This window comes from Streptomyces luomodiensis, from assembly GCF_031679605.1.
Classification (GTDB): Bacteria; Actinomycetota; Actinomycetes; order Streptomycetales; family Streptomycetaceae; genus Streptomyces; species Streptomyces luomodiensis.
Genome location: NZ_CP117522.1, coordinates 6,941,837 through 6,957,192, shown reverse-complemented (window position 1 = coordinate 6,957,192; position 15,356 = coordinate 6,941,837). Strand labels below are relative to the sequence as shown.

At 72.2% G+C, this 15,356-nt stretch carries 13 protein-coding genes and 1 riboswitch; of the genes, 4 read left to right on the top strand and 9 right to left on the bottom strand.

The genetic code is table 11. From position 1 onward, the window contains the following. Positions 1-87: 87 nt before the first annotated feature. The 4 genes from PS467_RS29470 to PS467_RS29455 all read left to right on the top strand — a co-directional run bounded on the left by PS467_RS29470 (position 88) and on the right by PS467_RS29455 (position 5,074). Complete coding sequence (locus tag PS467_RS29470; RefSeq protein ID WP_311037752.1) at positions 88-1,770, top strand: thiamine pyrophosphate-binding protein; 1,683 nt, start codon at positions 88-90, stop codon at positions 1,768-1,770. A 142-nt stretch (positions 1,771-1,912) separates the two neighbouring features. Next, complete coding sequence (locus tag PS467_RS29465) at positions 1,913-2,638, top strand: ABC transporter ATP-binding protein (protein WP_311037751.1); 726 nt, start codon at positions 1,913-1,915, stop codon at positions 2,636-2,638. Continuing rightward, positions 2,620-3,876 carry a hypothetical protein gene (locus PS467_RS29460; RefSeq protein WP_311037750.1) on the top strand — a complete coding sequence of 419 codons (1,257 nt, stop codon included), beginning with the start codon at positions 2,620-2,622 and terminating at the stop codon, positions 3,874-3,876. Before PS467_RS29465 ends, PS467_RS29460 begins: the two co-directional genes overlap by 19 nt. A gap of 100 nt (positions 3,877-3,976) precedes the next feature. Next, positions 3,977-5,074, top strand: a complete 1,098-nt coding sequence (locus tag PS467_RS29455; RefSeq protein ID WP_311037749.1) for an LOG family protein — start codon at positions 3,977-3,979, stop codon at positions 5,072-5,074. Positions 5,075-5,248: 174 nt separating this feature from the next. Here PS467_RS29455 and PS467_RS29450 read toward each other — a convergent pair whose 3' ends face one another. The 9 genes from PS467_RS29450 to rpsB all read right to left on the bottom strand — a co-directional run bounded on the left by PS467_RS29450 (position 5,249) and on the right by rpsB (position 15,041). After that, the gene (locus PS467_RS29450) at positions 5,249-6,286 is read right to left on the bottom strand and encodes an ABC transporter ATP-binding protein (protein ID WP_311037748.1); all 1,038 of its coding nucleotides are present in this window, start codon (positions 6,284-6,286) and stop codon (positions 5,249-5,251) included. Further along, complete coding sequence (locus tag PS467_RS29445; protein ID WP_311039993.1) at positions 6,287-7,900, bottom strand: ABC transporter permease; 1,614 nt, start codon at positions 7,898-7,900, stop codon at positions 6,287-6,289. Between the two features lie 95 nt (positions 7,901-7,995). Then, the gene (locus tag PS467_RS29440; RefSeq protein WP_311037747.1) at positions 7,996-9,069 is read right to left on the bottom strand and encodes a thiamine ABC transporter substrate-binding protein; all 1,074 of its coding nucleotides are present in this window, start codon (positions 9,067-9,069) and stop codon (positions 7,996-7,998) included. Beyond that, positions 9,065-9,170, bottom strand: a riboswitch (TPP riboswitch). It overlaps the preceding gene by 5 nt. 73 nt (positions 9,171-9,243) lie before the next feature. Further along, positions 9,244-10,350 carry a dual-specificity RNA methyltransferase RlmN gene (gene rlmN / locus PS467_RS29435; RefSeq protein WP_268974682.1) on the bottom strand — a complete coding sequence of 369 codons (1,107 nt, stop codon included), beginning with the start codon at positions 10,348-10,350 and terminating at the stop codon, positions 9,244-9,246. Positions 10,351-10,422: 72 nt separating this feature from the next. Further along, positions 10,423-11,595, bottom strand: coding sequence for a phosphatidate cytidylyltransferase (locus PS467_RS29430; protein WP_311037746.1), 1,173 nt, complete (start codon positions 11,593-11,595; stop codon positions 10,423-10,425). Beyond that, positions 11,595-12,152: a ribosome recycling factor gene (frr, locus tag PS467_RS29425; RefSeq protein WP_268974680.1), complete on the bottom strand. Its 558-nt coding sequence runs from the start codon at positions 12,150-12,152 to the stop codon at positions 11,595-11,597. The genes PS467_RS29430 and frr overlap by 1 nt, the downstream gene beginning before the upstream one ends. Before the next feature lie 104 nt (positions 12,153-12,256). Continuing rightward, positions 12,257-13,039, bottom strand: coding sequence for a UMP kinase (pyrH, locus tag PS467_RS29420; protein WP_137979772.1), 783 nt, complete (start codon positions 13,037-13,039; stop codon positions 12,257-12,259). A 155-nt stretch (positions 13,040-13,194) separates the two neighbouring features. Continuing rightward, positions 13,195-14,031 carry a translation elongation factor Ts gene (gene tsf / locus PS467_RS29415; protein WP_268974679.1) on the bottom strand — a complete coding sequence of 279 codons (837 nt, stop codon included), beginning with the start codon at positions 14,029-14,031 and terminating at the stop codon, positions 13,195-13,197. Between the two features lie 110 nt (positions 14,032-14,141). Continuing rightward, a complete protein-coding gene (gene rpsB / locus PS467_RS29410; RefSeq protein ID WP_311037745.1) occupies positions 14,142-15,041 on the bottom strand; it encodes a 30S ribosomal protein S2 in 900 nt (299 codons plus the stop codon). Positions 15,042-15,356 lie beyond the last annotated feature (315 nt).

Below are 15,356 nucleotides of genomic sequence, written 5' to 3'. Positions count from 1 at the left end.
GCACCCCCCTTGCGCACACCTCCGCACGGCCCACCAGGTACGACCCACCAGCAACCGATCGAAGCCCCGTCAGAAAGGCACCACCGCATGCCCACGCCCTCCGCACAGCGCGCACGTCACGGCGGCGATCTCGTCGTGGAGTCCCTCACCGCGCTCGGCGCGAGCACCGTGTTCGGACTGCCCGGACAGCACGCTCTGGGGGCGTTCGACGCGCTGCGGCGGTCCGGGCTCGCCCATGTGGGGCTGCGGATGGAGAACAACGCGGGGTTCGCCGCCGACGCCTTCGCACGCGTCACCGGATCGGTCGCACCGCTGCTGGTGTCCACCGGGCCGGGGGCGCTGATGACGCTCGCCGCGCTCCAGGAGTCGGCGGCGGCGTCCGCGCCCGTCCTGGCCATCGGCAGCCAGGTGCCGACCGCCGGGCTCGGCGGCGGGCGCAAGGGGTACCTCCATGAACTCACCGACCAGAAGGCGTCGTTCCGCGACATCGTCAAATCCGTCCACCCGGTCCGTACGGCCTCCCAGATCCCCTCCGCGCTCGCCGCCGCCTGGGCGTCCGCGCTGGAGGCGCCCGCGGGACCGGTGTGGCTGGAGATCCCGCAGGACGTGCTGCTCGCACCGGTCTCCGTGCCGCCGGTGAGCTCGCTGCACGCCGCGCCCCGTCCGCTGCCGCCCCGGCCCGAGCTGACGGCGGAGGCCGCGAGGCTGCTGAGCGCCGCCGAGCGTCCGGTGATCCTGGCCGGGGGCGGCGTGGTGCGCGCCGGGGCGCGGCAGGAGCTGCTGGCGCTGGCCGAGGCACTGGACGCGCCGGTGGCCACGACCTTCGGCGGCAAGGGCGCCTTCCCGTGGGACCATCCGCTCTCGCTCCAGTCCTGGCTGGAGGACGCGCACACCACCGCGTTCCTGGAGGACGCCGACGTCCTGCTCGTCATCGGCTCCGGGCTCGGTGAACTCTCCTCCAACTACCACACGTTCCGCCCGCGCGGCCGCCTCGTCCAGATCGAGGCCGACCTCGGCAAGCTGGAGTCCAACCACCCCGCGCTCGGCATCCACGCCGACGCCCGCGCGGCGCTGGCCGCCCTGGTGGGGGCCGTAACGCCCCGCCCCCGGTCCACGGCGGCCGAGGCCGCGGCCGGTCTGCTCGCCCGGGTGCGGGAGCGGATCGAGGCGCAGGGCCTGGAGCTGGAACGGCGGGTGCTGGACGCGGTGCGGGAGGCCCTGCCGGATGACTCCCCCAGCTTCTGGGACATGACGATCCTCGCCTACTGGACCTGGTCCGCCTTCGACCCACGCACGGGCGCCCTGCACTCGGCACAGGGCGCGGGCGGCCTCGGCTACGGCTTCCCGGCCGCCCTCGGGGCCGCCGCAGCGGACCGCGGCCGGCCGGTGCTGGCCGTGTCGGGCGACGGCGGCGCGATGTACTCGATCGCCGAACTCGCCACCGCCCGCCAGTACGGACTGCCCGTCACCTGGCTGATCGTGGACGACGGCGGCTACGGCATCCTGCGCGAGTACATGACGGACGCGTTCGGCGAGGCGACCGCCACCGAGCTGGCCCGCCCGGACTTCGTCGCGCTCGCCGAGTCCTTCGGCGTCCCGGCGGTGCGCACCACACCCGAGCGGCTGCGCGCGGATCTCGCCGACGCGCTCGCGGCCCCCGGGCCGTCGGTGGTGGTGCTGCCCGCGCTGCTGCGGATGTTCGCGCCCACCCACCTCGACCGGCTCGCCGATGGCCGCCGCTCCGGCGGTCCCGGTCCCGATCAGGGCTGATCGGAGGAAATGGGGGCCGCCCGCGCCGAGCCTGGGCGCGGGCCCCCACCCGAGTCCTTACCGTGCCAGTGACCCATTGGCTCCGCGCTCGTTCCCCCAACCGGGGGAAGGAGACGATCGCAGGTAAGGCGAGGTGCTCGGGATGGTGGCTCCGCCGGACGACGACGTGCTCTCGGCACGCACCGTGTCGTATGCCTACGGAGGCTCGCCCGCCCTCTTCGGGGTCTCCGTCGGCGCCCGGGAGGGTGAGATCCTCGCCGTCACCGGTCCGCGCGGCTGCGGCAAGACCACCCTCCTCAGGTGCCTGGCGGGCCAACTCGTCCCGGACAGCGGGGAGGTGTGGTTCGACGAGGTCCCCGTGTACTCCCTCCCACCGCTCGGTCTCGAACGGCTGCGGCGTGACCACTTCGGCTGGATCGGCACCGAACCCCAGCTCGTCCCCGAGCTCACCGCCTGGGAGAACGCCGCGCTCGCCCTGATGCTGCGCGGCACCGGGCGGCGCGCCGCCAAGAGCGCCGCCTGTGAGTGGCTGGACCGGCTCGACGTCGGCGAATGCGCCCGGGTGCGGCCCGCCGCACTGCTGCAGTCACAGCGCCAGCGGGTGGCGATCGCCCGTGCGCTGGCCGCCGGGCCCCGTGTGCTCTTCGCCGACGAGCCCACCGCACCGCTGCACCGGGCCGACCGCGCCCAGGTACTGCGCGCCCTCACCTCGGCCGCCCGCTCCCAGGGCGTCACCGTCGTCCTCGCGACCCATGAGCCGGAGGTGGCCACCCTGGCCGACCGCACCGTCGCCCTGCTCGACGGCCGCCGGGTGGACCCGGACCCCGCCGGGGCGGAAGGCAGGGCCGCGTGCTCAGCCTCCGCCTAGCCCGCGGTGCCCGCCCGTCGGTGCTGCTGCGCCGGTCGCTGGTCACCGTCGCGGCGGCGGGTGCGAGCTTTCTGCTGCTGTGCGCCCTGGGGTTCGCCTCGGGCCATCCCGCCGACTCGCGGGACGCGGTGGGGCGGCTGCTGTGGTGCGTCGTGCCGCTGGCCGCGACCGTCCATCTGGCCGTCGCCGTGGGCCGCGCCGACCCCAGCACCGGGCCGGGCCCCGGTTTCACCGCGGCCGGGCTCGGCCCGGCCCGTTCGGCCCTGCTCGCGGCGGCCTCGATGGCGGCCGCCTGCGCACTCGGCGGTGTGCTGGCGCTGCTGGCCTTTCTGCATCTGCGCGGCGACCTCGGCGGCTCCTGGCTGGGCTGGGCCGGAAACGGGGCGGCGAGCCGGCAGCTCGGCGGCGGGCGGTCGCTGCCGCCGGTCGGCACGGTCACCCTGATCGCCGTCGTCCCCGTGCTGGTGGGCGCGGTGTGTGCGGCCGGGCTGTGGCCCCGGCCGCCGCGGACCGGGCACCGGCCGGCCCGCGGACCGCGCGGCACCCGCCGCCCGGCGGCCCCGGCCCGGCCCACCGTCGTGACGGGGCCGGTCGCGCCGCAGCCCCACCAGGCCACCTCCGGCCTTCCCTGGGGCATCGCGCTGACCGCGGCCGGACTCGCCCTCCAGGCGTACGCGAGCGGCGACGCGCCCCCACACCCCGACGCCCTGCTCGCCGTGCCCGGCAAGCTCGGCGGCAACCCGCCCGGTGTGGTGGGCGGCTGGGCGCTGGCGGCGCTCGGACTGGTGCTGGCCGGCCCCGGTCTGACCCATCTGTGCGGCATGCTGCTGGCCGTCGGGCGGCCGGGCCTGCTGCGGCTGCTGGCCGGGCGCGTGCTCCAGCAGGAGGCCGGGCTGATCGGACGTCCGGTCGGCGTGCTGTGCGCCCTGGCCTCCGCCGCGTACACCGTCCTGGAGCTGTACGGAAGGGTCTCCGGGCCGTCCGGCGCCCATGCCTTCGGCCCGCTCACCGGTCTGGGCGCGGCCCTGGTCACGCTGTGCGCAGCGGCCACGGCCCTGACGGCGGCCCTGGAGGCGAAGAGCGCACGCGAGCGGACGACAGCCGCCCTGCTGCGCCTCGGCGCCCCGGCCCGGCTGCTCCGCGGGGCGGCCGCGCTGCGCGCGACGGCGCTGCTGGCGCTCCTGGCGCCGCTGGTGTGGGTGGTGGCGCAGCTGACGGCGATGCCGTTCCACCGCTGAGGGTCTCGGGTGTTCACACCTGGATTGTGCGGCCAGGCGGCCCGGTCACGATTCCCCCCATCCACAGCCCCCCCACCTCCGGTGTGATTAGCATGTCGGCGTGCAGGAACCAGACCGGGAAATAGAGTCCATCGAGGAGTTCGACCAGGTCGTCGCCCGCGGCACCCTGGCCGGGTTCCGGGTCCAGTCCGTGGACCTGACGGGTCGTACGGCCGCGCTCCTCTCCACCGACACCAGCGAAGCGGTCTTCCTCGGCTGCCCGATGGAATCCAAGGCGGCGGCGAAGGTGCGGGCCGGAGGTGCGCTGGTGTTCCCGCCGGTACCGAATCTGCCGTTCGATCCGTACCGCGGCTCCCTCTACTCGCCCGCGGAACTCTTCGAGGGTCTCGCGGAACGCGGTTACGCACGGACGCCGGACGCGCTCGCCTACGCCTGGTTCCAGCGGACCAAGACGGACGGCGACATCTTCGCCTCGATGCTGCGCTCCATCCACGACGACGCGATCTCCGACGCGCTCGACGAACTCCTCGTCGGGACACGGGTGGTGGGCGTCATGGGCGGCCACGCGCTGGAGCGCGGCACCAGCGGGTACGCGGGCGCCGCACGCCTCGGGCGGGCCCTGGCGCGGACCGGTCTCACGGTCGCGACGGGCGGCGGGCCGGGCGCGATGGAGGCCGCGAACCTGGGCGCCTACGCGGCGCCGCACGAGGACGCGATGCTGGACGAGGCGCTCGAACTGCTCGGCAAGACGCCCTCCTTCCGGCCGTCCATCGGGGCGTGGGCCGAGGCGGCCTTCGAGGTGCGCGAGCGCTGGCCGGACGGCGGGGCGTCGGTCGGCATCCCCACCTGGTTCTACGGGCACGAGCCGCCGAGCGCGTTCGCCTCCCACATCGCCAAGTACTTCGCCAACGCCACCCGCGAGGACGGGCTGCTGGCCCGTTCGACCGCGGGCGTGGTCTTCCTGCCGGGTGCCGCCGGCACCGTCCAGGAGATCTTCGACAACGCGACGCCGAACTACTACGAGTCGCGCGGTGAGCCGACCCCGATGGTGCTGGTGGACCGGGACCACTGGACCCGGCGGCTGCCGACCTGGCCGCTGCTCGAAGCGCTCGCCGAGGGACGGTCCATGAAGGCCCGTATCGCGCTGGTGGACTCGGTGGACGAGGCCCCCGATGCGCTCGTCTCGATGCTGGACTGAGCCGACGTCAGCAGCCCTGGGCGCAGGAGCCCGGCAGGCAGAAGTTCCGGCGTCGCAAGTCACGGCAGGCGAAGTCGCGGCGCCGCGGACCCCGGCAACAGAAGCCCCGGCGTCACGGATCCCGGTGCCAGGGACCCGGCCGGCTGGGCCGCCCCGGCGTCCCGAGCCCCGGCGTCAGGGCGCGGGATCCAGGACCACGACCTCCGCCGGGTCGAAGGCCGCCCCGACCCGGGTCCCCGCCTCCGGGGCGTCCCTCAGGGGGCAGGACGCCTCCAGACGCGGCGCGGCCGGGTCCGAGGGCCGCAGGACGAGCGCCACATGGTCGCCGCGGAAGGTGCGCGCCGCCACGGTGCACACCAGCCCCTCCCCGGGGTCCGTCAGCCGCACCCCGGCCGGGCGGACCAGCAGCCTGCCGGGGCCCGGCCGGGAGCCGGGCGGAACGGGCAGCTCGCCCCAGCGGGTCTCGGCGGTCTCGCCGCGCACGACCGCCTCCACCACATTGTCGAAGCCGAGGAAGCGGGCGACGAACTCGGTGGCGGGCCGCTGCCACACCTCCAGGGGGCTGCCGGTCTGGGCGATCCGGCCGTTTTCCATCACCACGACCCGGTCCGCGAGCGCGAACGCCTCCCCCTGGTCGTGGGTGACCGCGAGGACGGTGGTGCCCAGTCGTTCGAAGAGCTCGCGCAGCTCGACGACCAGCCGCTCCCGCAACCCCCGGTCGAGCTGGCCCAGCGGCTCGTCCAGCATCAGCACCTTGGGCCGCGGGGCCAGCGCGCGGGCGAGCGCCACCCGCTGCTGCTCACCGCCGGAGAGCGAGTCGACGGGGCGGCGCTGCGCGCCCGGCAGCCCCACCAGCTCCAGCAGTTCGGCGACCCTGCGGTCCGCCTCCGCGCGGCCCACCTTGCGCATCCGCAGCCCGAAGGCGACGTTGCCGCCCACGTCCCGCTGCGGGAACAGCTGGTGGTCCTGGAACATCAGCCCCACTCCGCGCCGGTGGACGGGCACCCCGCTCTGGTCGCGTCCGGCGAGCCACACCCGGCCGGCGTCGGCTCGCTGGAGCCCGGCCACCACGCGCAGCATGGTGGACTTGCCGCTTCCGCTCGGACCCAGCACACAGACCGTCTCGTGTTCGGCGACCTCCAGGTCGACGGCGTCCAGCGCGTCGCGCCGACCGAACCTTACGGTCACCTCGTCCAGTCGCAGCAGCGTCATTCAGAACTCTCCGGAACGGTCGGTGCGGATGCGCTCGAGCGCCAGCAGCGACCCGGCGCAGACCAGCATCAGGATCGTGCTCAGGGCCATCGCCTGCCCATAGGTGAGCTGTCCGGCCCGGCCCAGGAAGCGGGCGATGGCCACCGGGAGGGTCGGGTGGTCGGGGCGCGCGATGAAGACGGTGGCCCCGAACTCGCCCAGGGAGACCGCGAACGCGAAGCCCGCCGCGACCGCCACGGCCCGTCCGACCAGCGGCAGATCCACCTCCCGCCAGACGCGCCACGGAGACGCCCCGAGCACGGCGGCCGCCTCCCGGAGCCGGTGGTCCACCGCCCGCAGCACGGGCAGCATGGTCCGCACGACGAAGGGCACGCCCACCAGGGCCTGGGCGAGCGGCACCAGGACCCAGGAGGCGCGCAGGTCCAACGGGGGCTCGTCGAGGGCGATCAGGAACCCGAAGCCCACGGTGACGGCCGAGGTGCCCAGCGGCAGCATCAGCAGCGCGTCGAAGCCCCGCACCAGCCGCCCCGCCCTGCGGGTGAGCGCGGCGGCGGCGAGGCCGCCCACGACGAGGGCGAAGACGGTGGCGACCGCCGCGTACCGCAGGGAGTTCCCGACGGCCTCCATGGGGGCCACGAAGAAGGTGCCCCCGCTGTCGGCGGCCGACCGCAGCGCCTCGTAGTAGGTGAATCCGTAGCCGTCCGGCCCGTTCAGCGAGCGCTCCACCAGCACCGCGAGCGGTGCCACGATCAGCAGCGCGACCACCGCCAGCACCCCCCACAGCAGCGCCCACTGGGCCGGGCCCTTCGGGCGGCGCGCCGTACGGCCGGGGTCGACGAGCCGCAGGGCGCTCTCCCGCCGCCTTACGGTCCACGCGTGCAGGGCCAGGACGACCGCGACCGCGGCGAACTGCACGAGGGTGAGCACCGCCGCCGTGGGGAGGTCGAGCAGCTGCGCGGTCTGCCGGTAGATCGCCACCTCCAGGGTGGCGTAGCGGGGGCCGCCGAGGATCTGGATCACGCCGAAGGAGGTGAAGGTGAACAGGAGCACCATCAGCGCGGCGGCGGCCACGGCGGGAGCCAGCGCGGGCAGCGTCACCCGGCGCCAGGCCGACAGCCGGCCCGCGCCGAGCACCCGCGCGGCCTCCTCCTGGCGCGGGTCGAGCTGGGCCCACAGCCCGCCGACGGTCCGTACGACCACCGCGTAGTTGAAGAAGACATGGGCCAGGAGGATCGCCCAGACGGAGGTGTCCAGCCGTACGCCCCACAGCTCGTCCAGCAGCCCGCCCCGGCCGAGCAGGGCCAGGAAGGCCGATCCGGCGACGACGGTCGGCAGGACGAACGGCACGGTCACCACGGCCCGCAGCAGTCCCTTGCCGGGGAAGTCGAGGCGGGCGAAGACATAGGCGCCCGGGAGCGCGACCGCGAGCGTCAAGGCGGTCGAGGCCACCGCCTGCCAGCAGGTGAACCACAGGACGTCCAGCGTCGCCGGATCGGTCATCACCTCGGCGATCCGGCCGAACCGCCATCGCCCGCCGACGCGCAGCCCCCGGGTGACGATGGCGGCCACGGGATAGGCGAAGAAGACCGCGAAGAAGGCGAGCGGCACCGCCATCAGGACGAGCCGGAGGGCGGTCGCGCGACGGCCGCGGCCGTCGGCCTCACCTGTCTTACGGAGGCCGACGGCCTTCTTACGGTTCTCGCGGGGCTCTACAGGACCAGCGAGGACCATGTCTTGACCCACTGCTCACGGTTCTTGGCGATCTTCTGCGGCGCCAGGGTGGCCGAGTCGGCGATCGTGGCCCCGTACCGGGTGAACAGATCCGGCAGCTTGGCGTCCTCGCGCGCCGGGTTGACGTACATGTTCAGGGGGACGTCCTCCTGGAACCGCTTGCTCAGCAGGAAGTCCAGCAGCGCCTTGCCGCCCTTGGTGTTGCCCGCGCCGTTCAGCAGCCCGGCGAATTCCACCTGCCGGAAGCAGGTGCCCGTCGCCACCCCGGTGGGGGCCTTGGCGGGCTTGGTCTTGGCGTCGGCCACCTCGGCGGGCGGGCTCGAGGCGTAGGAGACGACGAGCGGCCGGTCGCCCTTGCCGCCGCCGGCCGAGCCGGAGAACCGGTCGTAGTACGCCTGCTCCCAGCCGTCGACCACCTCGACGCCGTTGGCCCGCAGCTTCTTCCAGTAGCCCTGCCAGCCGTCGTCGCCGTACGTGGCGGCCGTGGCAAGAAGGAAGCCGAGACCGGGGGACGAGGTGGCGGCGTTCTCGGTGACGAGGAGGTTCTTGTAGGCGGGCTTGGTCAGATCGTCGAGCGTCCGGGGCGGTGCCAGCTTCTTGTCGGCGAAGTACTCGCGGTCGTAGTTGACGCAGATGTCGCCGAAGTCGACCGGGGTGACGCGGTGTTCGGCCCGGTCGAGCTGGAGGGCGGCCGGGACCTTGTCCAGGCCCTTCGCCGAGTAGGGGGTGAACAGGTCGTTGTCGAGCGCGCGGGAGAGCAGGGTGTTGTCCACGCCGAAGAACACATCGCCCTGGGGGTGGCCCTTGGACAGGATCGCCTGGTTGACGGCGGCCCCCGCGTCGCCCCCGGCCTGCACCCGCACCGTGTAGCCGGTCTCCTCGGTGAACTCCTTGAGGACCGCCTTGGAGGCCGCGAACGAGTCGTGGGTGACCAGGGTGACCGTCTTGGAGTCCGAGCCGCTCTTGGAGTCCTCGCCGCAGCCGACGAGCGTGCCCAGGGCGAGTGAGCCGAGGAGGGTGGCCGCGATGGCATGCCGAAACTGGCTGTTCATGGTGATGCTGACTCCCTACGCCGGTATGACCCGGATCAGGTCCGAGGGTCTGCGGCCGTGCCGCACTCTCAGCGCTCTTCAGCGCTCCCCTGTCGGAATGTTCATTTGTACGAAGGTTCACCGCCGCGACGAACACATGACGCGATGATGCTCAGGCACCGTATCAGCCGGTCCTCAGCGCTCCGCAGCCGCCAGCTGCCCGCAGGCCCCGTCGATCTCCTGTCCCCGGGTGTCCCGGACGGTCACCGGCACCCCGTGGGCCTCCAGGGCGGCCACGAACGCCTTTTCGTCCTCGGGCCGGGACGCCGTCCACTTGGAGCCGGGCGTCGGGTTGAGCGGGATGAGGTTGACATGCACCCGGTGGCCCTTGAGCAGCCGGCCGAGCAGGTCGGCACGCCACGCCTGGTCGTTGATGTCCTTGATCAGCGCGTACTCGACGGAGACCCGGCGGCCGGACTTCTCCGCGTACTCCCACGCGGCGTCCAGGACTTCGCGCACCTTCCAGCGGGTGTTGACCGGGACGAGGGTGTCGCGCAGCTCGTCGTCGGGCGCGTGCAGCGAGACCGCGAGCCGGCACTTGAACCCCTCGTCGGCGAACCGCAGCATCGCCGGGACGAGGCCCACGGTGGAGACGGTGATGCCGCGCTGGGAAAGACCGAGACCGTCGGGCTCGGGGTCGGTGAGCCGGCGGATGGCGCCGACGACGCGGTTGTAGTTGGCCAGCGGCTCGCCCATGCCCATGAAGACGATGTTGGACAGCCGGGCCGGCCCACCGGGGATCTCACCATCGCGCAGGGCCCGCATCCCGTCCACGATCTGGTGCACGATCTCGGCGGTGGACAGGTTGCGGTCCAGACCCGCCTGGCCGGTGGCGCAGAACGGGCAGTTCATCCCACAGCCGGCCTGTGAGCTGATGCACATGGTCACCCGGTCCGGGTAGCGCATCAGCACGGACTCCACGAGCGTGCCGTCGAAGAGCCGCCACAGGGTCTTGCGGGTGGTGTCGTCGTCACAGCTGATGTGCCGCACCACGCTCATCAGCTCCGGCAGCAGCCCGGCGGCCAGCTTCTCGCGCGCGGCCGCCGGTATGTCGGTCCACTGGGCGGGGTCGTCGGCGTAGCGGGCGAAGTAGTGACGCGACACCTGACCGGCCCGGAAGGGCTTCTCCCCGAGGGCGGCGACGGCCTCCCGGCGCTCGGCGGGCGTGAGGTCGGCGAGGTGCCGCGGCGGCTTCTTGGCCCCGCGCGGCGCGACGAAGGTGAGTTCTCCGGGCTTAGGCATGGTTCACCCAGTGTCGCAGACGTACGAAGGGCCCCGCGCCATGAGCGGCGCGGGGCCCGTGGGCCGGTGTGGTCAGCCGCCCACGAAGATCACCAGCAGCAGCCACACCACCGGCGCGGTGGGCAGCAGCGAGTCGAGCCGGTCCATGATCCCGCCGTGGCCGGGCAGCAGCTTGCCCATGTCCTTGATGCCGAGGTCCCGCTTGATCATGGACTCGCCGAGGTCGCCGAGGGTCGCGCTGACCGCGGCGGCGAGGCCGAGCAGCAGGCCCTGCCACCAGACGCCGCCGTCGATGAGGTACTGCATGCACAGCGCGCCCGCGGCCATCGCGAAGGTCACCGCGCCCAGCAGCCCCTCGCGGGTCTTGCCGGGGCTGATCCGCGGCGCCAGCGGATGCCGGCCGAAGCGCCAGCCCACCGCGTACGCCCCCGTGTCGCTGACCACGGTCAGCAGCAGGAAGGTGAGGACCCGCCACGGGCCGTCCCCGGTGTCGAGCATCAGCGCCACGAAGGTGGCCAGGAACGGCACGTAGAAGGCGGCGAAGACACCCGCGGTGACGTCCCTGAGGTAGTTGTCGGGCGGTTCGGTCATCCGCCAGACCAGCACCGCGAGCGCCGTGAGCGCCACCGCCACCACCGCGCCCTGGGCCCCGCGCACATAGCCGGCGACGACCATGGCGACCCCGCCGACGGCGAGCGGCACCAACGGGACCCGGATGTCCTTGCGCTCGGCCAGCCGCGAGGTCAGCTCCCAGAGACCGACCACCACCGCGACCGCTATCACGCCGATGAACACGGGCTTGTAGATGAAGAGCGAGGCCACGATGATCACGCCGAGGCCGACGCCCACCCCTATCGCGGCGCGCAGATTGCGGCCGGCGCTCTTCTTCTTCCCCTGCCCCGCACCGCCGCTGCGCGCGCCGCCGGCCAGGGCCGGGTCGGACGCGGGGTCGGGGGGCGTCGGCGGATGCCCGGCGGGCTGCCGGGATCCGGGCTGCGGCTCCCGCTCGTCGCGGAAGAGGGGGCCACCCGGCTGGGCGGCCCCCCGGTCACGGTCGGCGGCCTCGCCGGAGTCGCCGCCTGCGTGAGGCACGGTGGGCATGGGGCGAGTCTGCGCCGCCCCACCCACCTCGTGCACGGGACCCGCCGAAGAAGAGGGCACCTCCCAGCCATAGCCGGGTGCGGTGCCCTGATCCGGTCCCCGGAGTCCGGCGCTCGGTGGGGCCCCCCAGGAAGAGTCGTTCATCAGACCTCGAGCAGCTCGGCTTCCTTGTGCTTGAGCAGCTCATCCACCTGCGCGACATACTTCGCCGTGAGGTCGTCGAGCTCCTTCTCGGCACGGCGCCCCTCGTCCTCGCCGACCTCGCCGTCCTTGATCAGCTTGTCGATGGACTCCTTGGCCTTGCGCCGGACGCTGCGGATCGAGATCTTCGCGTCCTCGCCCTTGCCCTTGGCGACCTTGATGAACTCCTTGCGGCGCTGTTCGGTGAGCTCGGGGAACACCACCCGGATGATATTGCCGTCATTGCTCGGGTTGACGCCCAGGTCCGAGTCCCGGATCGCCTGCTCGATGTTGCGGAGCGCGGTCTTGTCGAACGGCGTGACCACGGCCATCCGCGGCTCGGGCACCGAGAACGACGCCAGCTGATTGATCGGCGTCAGCGCACCGTAGTAGTCCGCCACGATCTTGTTGAACATCGCCGGGTGCGCACGCCCGGTGCGGATCGCGGCGAAGTCCTCCTTGGCGACCACAACGGCCTTCTCCATCTTCTCCTCGGCCTCGAGGAGGATCTCTTCGATCACCACTTGCTCCTGGTGTTATCAGTAAGCAGAGCCTCGCCCCTGCGTGCGTCTTCTCCTGCACGGTGTCCGACCGGCAGGCCGTTGTCCATCCCCCGTACGAGCCGTCAGGCCCGGGAGCCCTGGTCGCTCACCAGAGTGCCGATCTTCTCACCCTTCACCGCGCGCGCGATATTTCCTTCGGCCAGGAGCTCGAAGACGAGGATGGGCAGCTTGTTGTCCCGGCAGAGGGTGATCGCGGTGGCGTCGGCGACCTTGAGGTCCCGGGTGATCACCTCGCCGTACTCCAGCGCGTCGAACTTCACCGCGTCGGGGTTGCGGGCGGGGTCGGAGTCATAGACCCCGTCCACGCCGTTCTTGCCCATGAGCAGGGCCTGTGCGTCGATCTCCAGGGCGCGCTGGGCCGCGGTGGTGTCCGTGGAGAAGTACGGCATGCCCATGCCCGCGCCGAAGATGACCACGCGCCCCTTCTCCAGATGGCGCACCGCGCGCAGCGGAATGTACGGCTCCGCGACCTGCCCCATGGTGATGGCGGTCTGGACGCGGGAGTCGATGCCCTCCTTTTCCAGGAAGTCCTGGAGGGCGAGGCAGTTCATGACGGTTCCGAGCATGCCCATGTAGTCCGAGCGGGCCCGGTCCATACCGCGCTGCTGTAGCTCCGCACCGCGGAAGAAGTTGCCGCCGCCGATGACGATGGCGATCTCGGCGCCGTCCCGCACCACGGCGGCGACCTCGCGGGCGATGGCGTGCACGACGTCCGGGTCGACACCGAGTCCCCCGCCTCCGGCGAACGCCTCGCCGGACAGCTTCAGCAGGAAGCGGCCGTGCTGGGCCGCGCCGTGCGCTTTCTTGTCGTCGGCGGCCTGTTTGGCGTCCGCGCCGTGATTCATTGGAGATCTCCTCGTGCACATACGAAGAAGGCCACTGCCGGACGGGTCCTGTTACGACCTCTGCGGCAATGGCCTCCTCGTCACATCTGCGGCCGACCGGTTGACGGTTGGCTGCCTACGACCCTATCGGGGTCGCCGGTCATTCGCTGCTCGGCTCAGACGCCGACGCGGAAACGGGCGAAGCGCTTGAGCGAGACACCGGCCTCGTCCAGGATCTTCTGGACGGACTTCTTGTTGTCCTTGGCGAACGCCTGGTCCACCAGGACGTTCTCCTTGAAGAAGCCGTTGACGCGGCCCTCGATGATCTTCGGCAGGGCGGCCTCGGGCTTGCCCTCCTCGCGAGCGGTGGCCTCGGCGACCCGGCGCTCGTTCTCGACCGTCTCGGCCGGGATCTCGTCACGGGTGAGGAACTTCGGGGCGAAGGCCGCGATGTGCTGCGCGACGTCCTTGGCGACCGTGGCGTCTTCCTTGTCCAGCTCGACCAGGACGCCGACCTGCGGCGGCAGGTCCGGGCTGGTGCGGTGCATGTACGCCGCGACGTAGCCGCCGGAGAACTGCGCGAAGCGGTCCAGGACGATCTTCTCGCCGAGGGTCGCGTTGGCCTCGTCGACGTACGCCTGGACGGTCTTGCCCGCCTCGATCTCGGAGGAGAGCAGGGCCTCCAGATCGGCCGGGGAGGTCTTGGCGACGTGGGCGGCGATGGCGTCGGCGACGGCCACGAACTTGTCGCCCTTGGCCACGAAGTCGGTCTCGCACTTCAGCTCGACCAGCACGCCGGAGGACTTGTCGTCCGCGATGACGGAGACGACGGCACCGTTCTCGGCGCTGCGACCCTCGCGCTTGGCCACGCCCTTCTGGCCCTTGACGCGCAGGATCTCGACGGCCTTGTCGACGTTGCCCTCGGCCTCGTCCAGCGCCTTCTTGCAGTCCATCATGCCGGCGCCGGTCAGCTCACGGAGCTTCTTGACGTCAGCGGCGGTGAAGTTCGCCATGATCTGTGAATCTCTTCTCGAAAGTCGAAAGCTCTACGGGTGAACGGCGGGGGCGGCGCCACCGGCACCGTCCCCCGCCGTCATACACCGTCTGAGTGACGTCTGAGTGGTCAGCCCTGCTCGGCGCCCGCGGCGGGGGCCTCGGCCGGCTTGGCGTCCTCGGCGGGCTTGGCGTCCTCGGCCGGCTTGTCCGCGGCGGCCTCGGCGGGCTTGGCCTCGCCCTCGTCCGCCTTCTTCTCGCCCTCGAGCAGGTCGCGCTCCCACTCGGCGAGCGGCTCACCCGCGGCCTTGTCGGCCTTCTCGTCACCGGTGGCGACGCCGGAGCGGGCGATGAGGCCCTCGGCGACGGCGTCGGCGATCACCCGGGTGAGCAGGGTGACGGAGCGGATCGCGTCGTCGTTGCCCGGGATCTTGTAGTCGACCTCGTCCGGGTCGCAGTTGGTGTCGAGGATCGCGACGACCGGGATCCGGAGCTTGCGCGCCTCACCGACGGCGATGTGCTCCTTCTTGGTGTCCACGATCCAGACGGCGCTCGGCACCTTCTGCATCTCGCGGATACCGCCGAGGGTCTTCTCCAGCTTGGCCTTCTCACGGGAGAGGACCAGGAGCTCCTTCTTGGTGAGGCCGGAGGCGGCCACGTCCTCGAAGTCGATCTGCTCGAGCTCCTTCAGGCGCTGAAGGCGCTTGTAGACGGTCGAGAAGTTGGTGAGCATACCGCCCAGCCAGCGCTGGTTGACGTACGGCATGCCGACGCGGGTCGCCTGCTCGGCGATGGCCTCCTGCGCCTGCTTCTTCGTGCCGACGAACATGATGGAGCCGCCGTGGGCAACGGTCTCCTTGACGAACTCGTAGGCGCGGTCGATGTACGACAGCGACTGGAGCAGGTCGATGATGTAGATGCCGTTGCGCTCGGTGAAGATGAAGCGCTTCATCTTCGGGTTCCAGCGGCGGGTCTGGTGCCCGAAGTGGACGCCGCTCTCCAGCAGCTCCCGCATCGTGACGACGGCCATGGCCGTACTCCTTGAGGTACTCGGTTCCACGGCGGCCGGGCGGCCGCCGCTCCTGACGTCCCGACGCGCCTGCCACGGACGGGGCCCTTTTCAGGTGTCGTCCGAAGACCGAGAGGCGCGGCCACCGAGCTGACCGATGCGCGATCGGAGCGCCGGTGGCGGGGCGTGCGAAGTCGATCCGGTGACCCGGATCGCCATAAGAAGTGTACGGGACGGGTACGGTGCCGGGTGACGGCGTTATCCACAACCCGTGAGTAGTCCCCCGATTCCGCCCATGATCCACCCGTTTCGAGCCGCCGGGCCACCGTGGAGGGC

Bases quoted from the DNA above. Each gene is read 5' to 3' on its own strand.
- rpsB (WP_311037745.1), bottom strand. From the start codon at position 15,041: ATGGCCGTCGTCACGATGCGGGAGCTGCTGGAGAGCGGCGTCCACTTC.
- rlmN (WP_268974682.1), bottom strand. From the start codon at position 10,350: ATGCCTAAGCCCGGAGAACTCACCTTCGTCGCGCCGCGCGGGGCCAAG.
- PS467_RS29470 (WP_311037752.1), top strand. From the start codon at position 88: ATGCCCACGCCCTCCGCACAGCGCGCACGTCACGGCGGCGATCTCGTC.
- PS467_RS29465 (WP_311037751.1), top strand. From the start codon at position 1,913: ATGGTGGCTCCGCCGGACGACGACGTGCTCTCGGCACGCACCGTGTCG.
- PS467_RS29430 (WP_311037746.1), bottom strand. From the start codon at position 11,595: ATGAACGACTCTTCCTGGGGGGCCCCACCGAGCGCCGGACTCCGGGGA.
- PS467_RS29440 (WP_311037747.1), bottom strand. From the start codon at position 9,069: ATGAACAGCCAGTTTCGGCATGCCATCGCGGCCACCCTCCTCGGCTCA.
- PS467_RS29450 (WP_311037748.1), bottom strand. From the start codon at position 6,286: ATGACGCTGCTGCGACTGGACGAGGTGACCGTAAGGTTCGGTCGGCGC.
- PS467_RS29445 (WP_311039993.1), bottom strand. From the start codon at position 7,900: ATGGCGGTGCCGCTCGCCTTCTTCGCGGTCTTCTTCGCCTATCCCGTG.
- pyrH (WP_137979772.1), bottom strand. From the start codon at position 13,039: ATGAATCACGGCGCGGACGCCAAACAGGCCGCCGACGACAAGAAAGCG.
- tsf (WP_268974679.1), bottom strand. From the start codon at position 14,031: ATGGCGAACTTCACCGCCGCTGACGTCAAGAAGCTCCGTGAGCTGACC.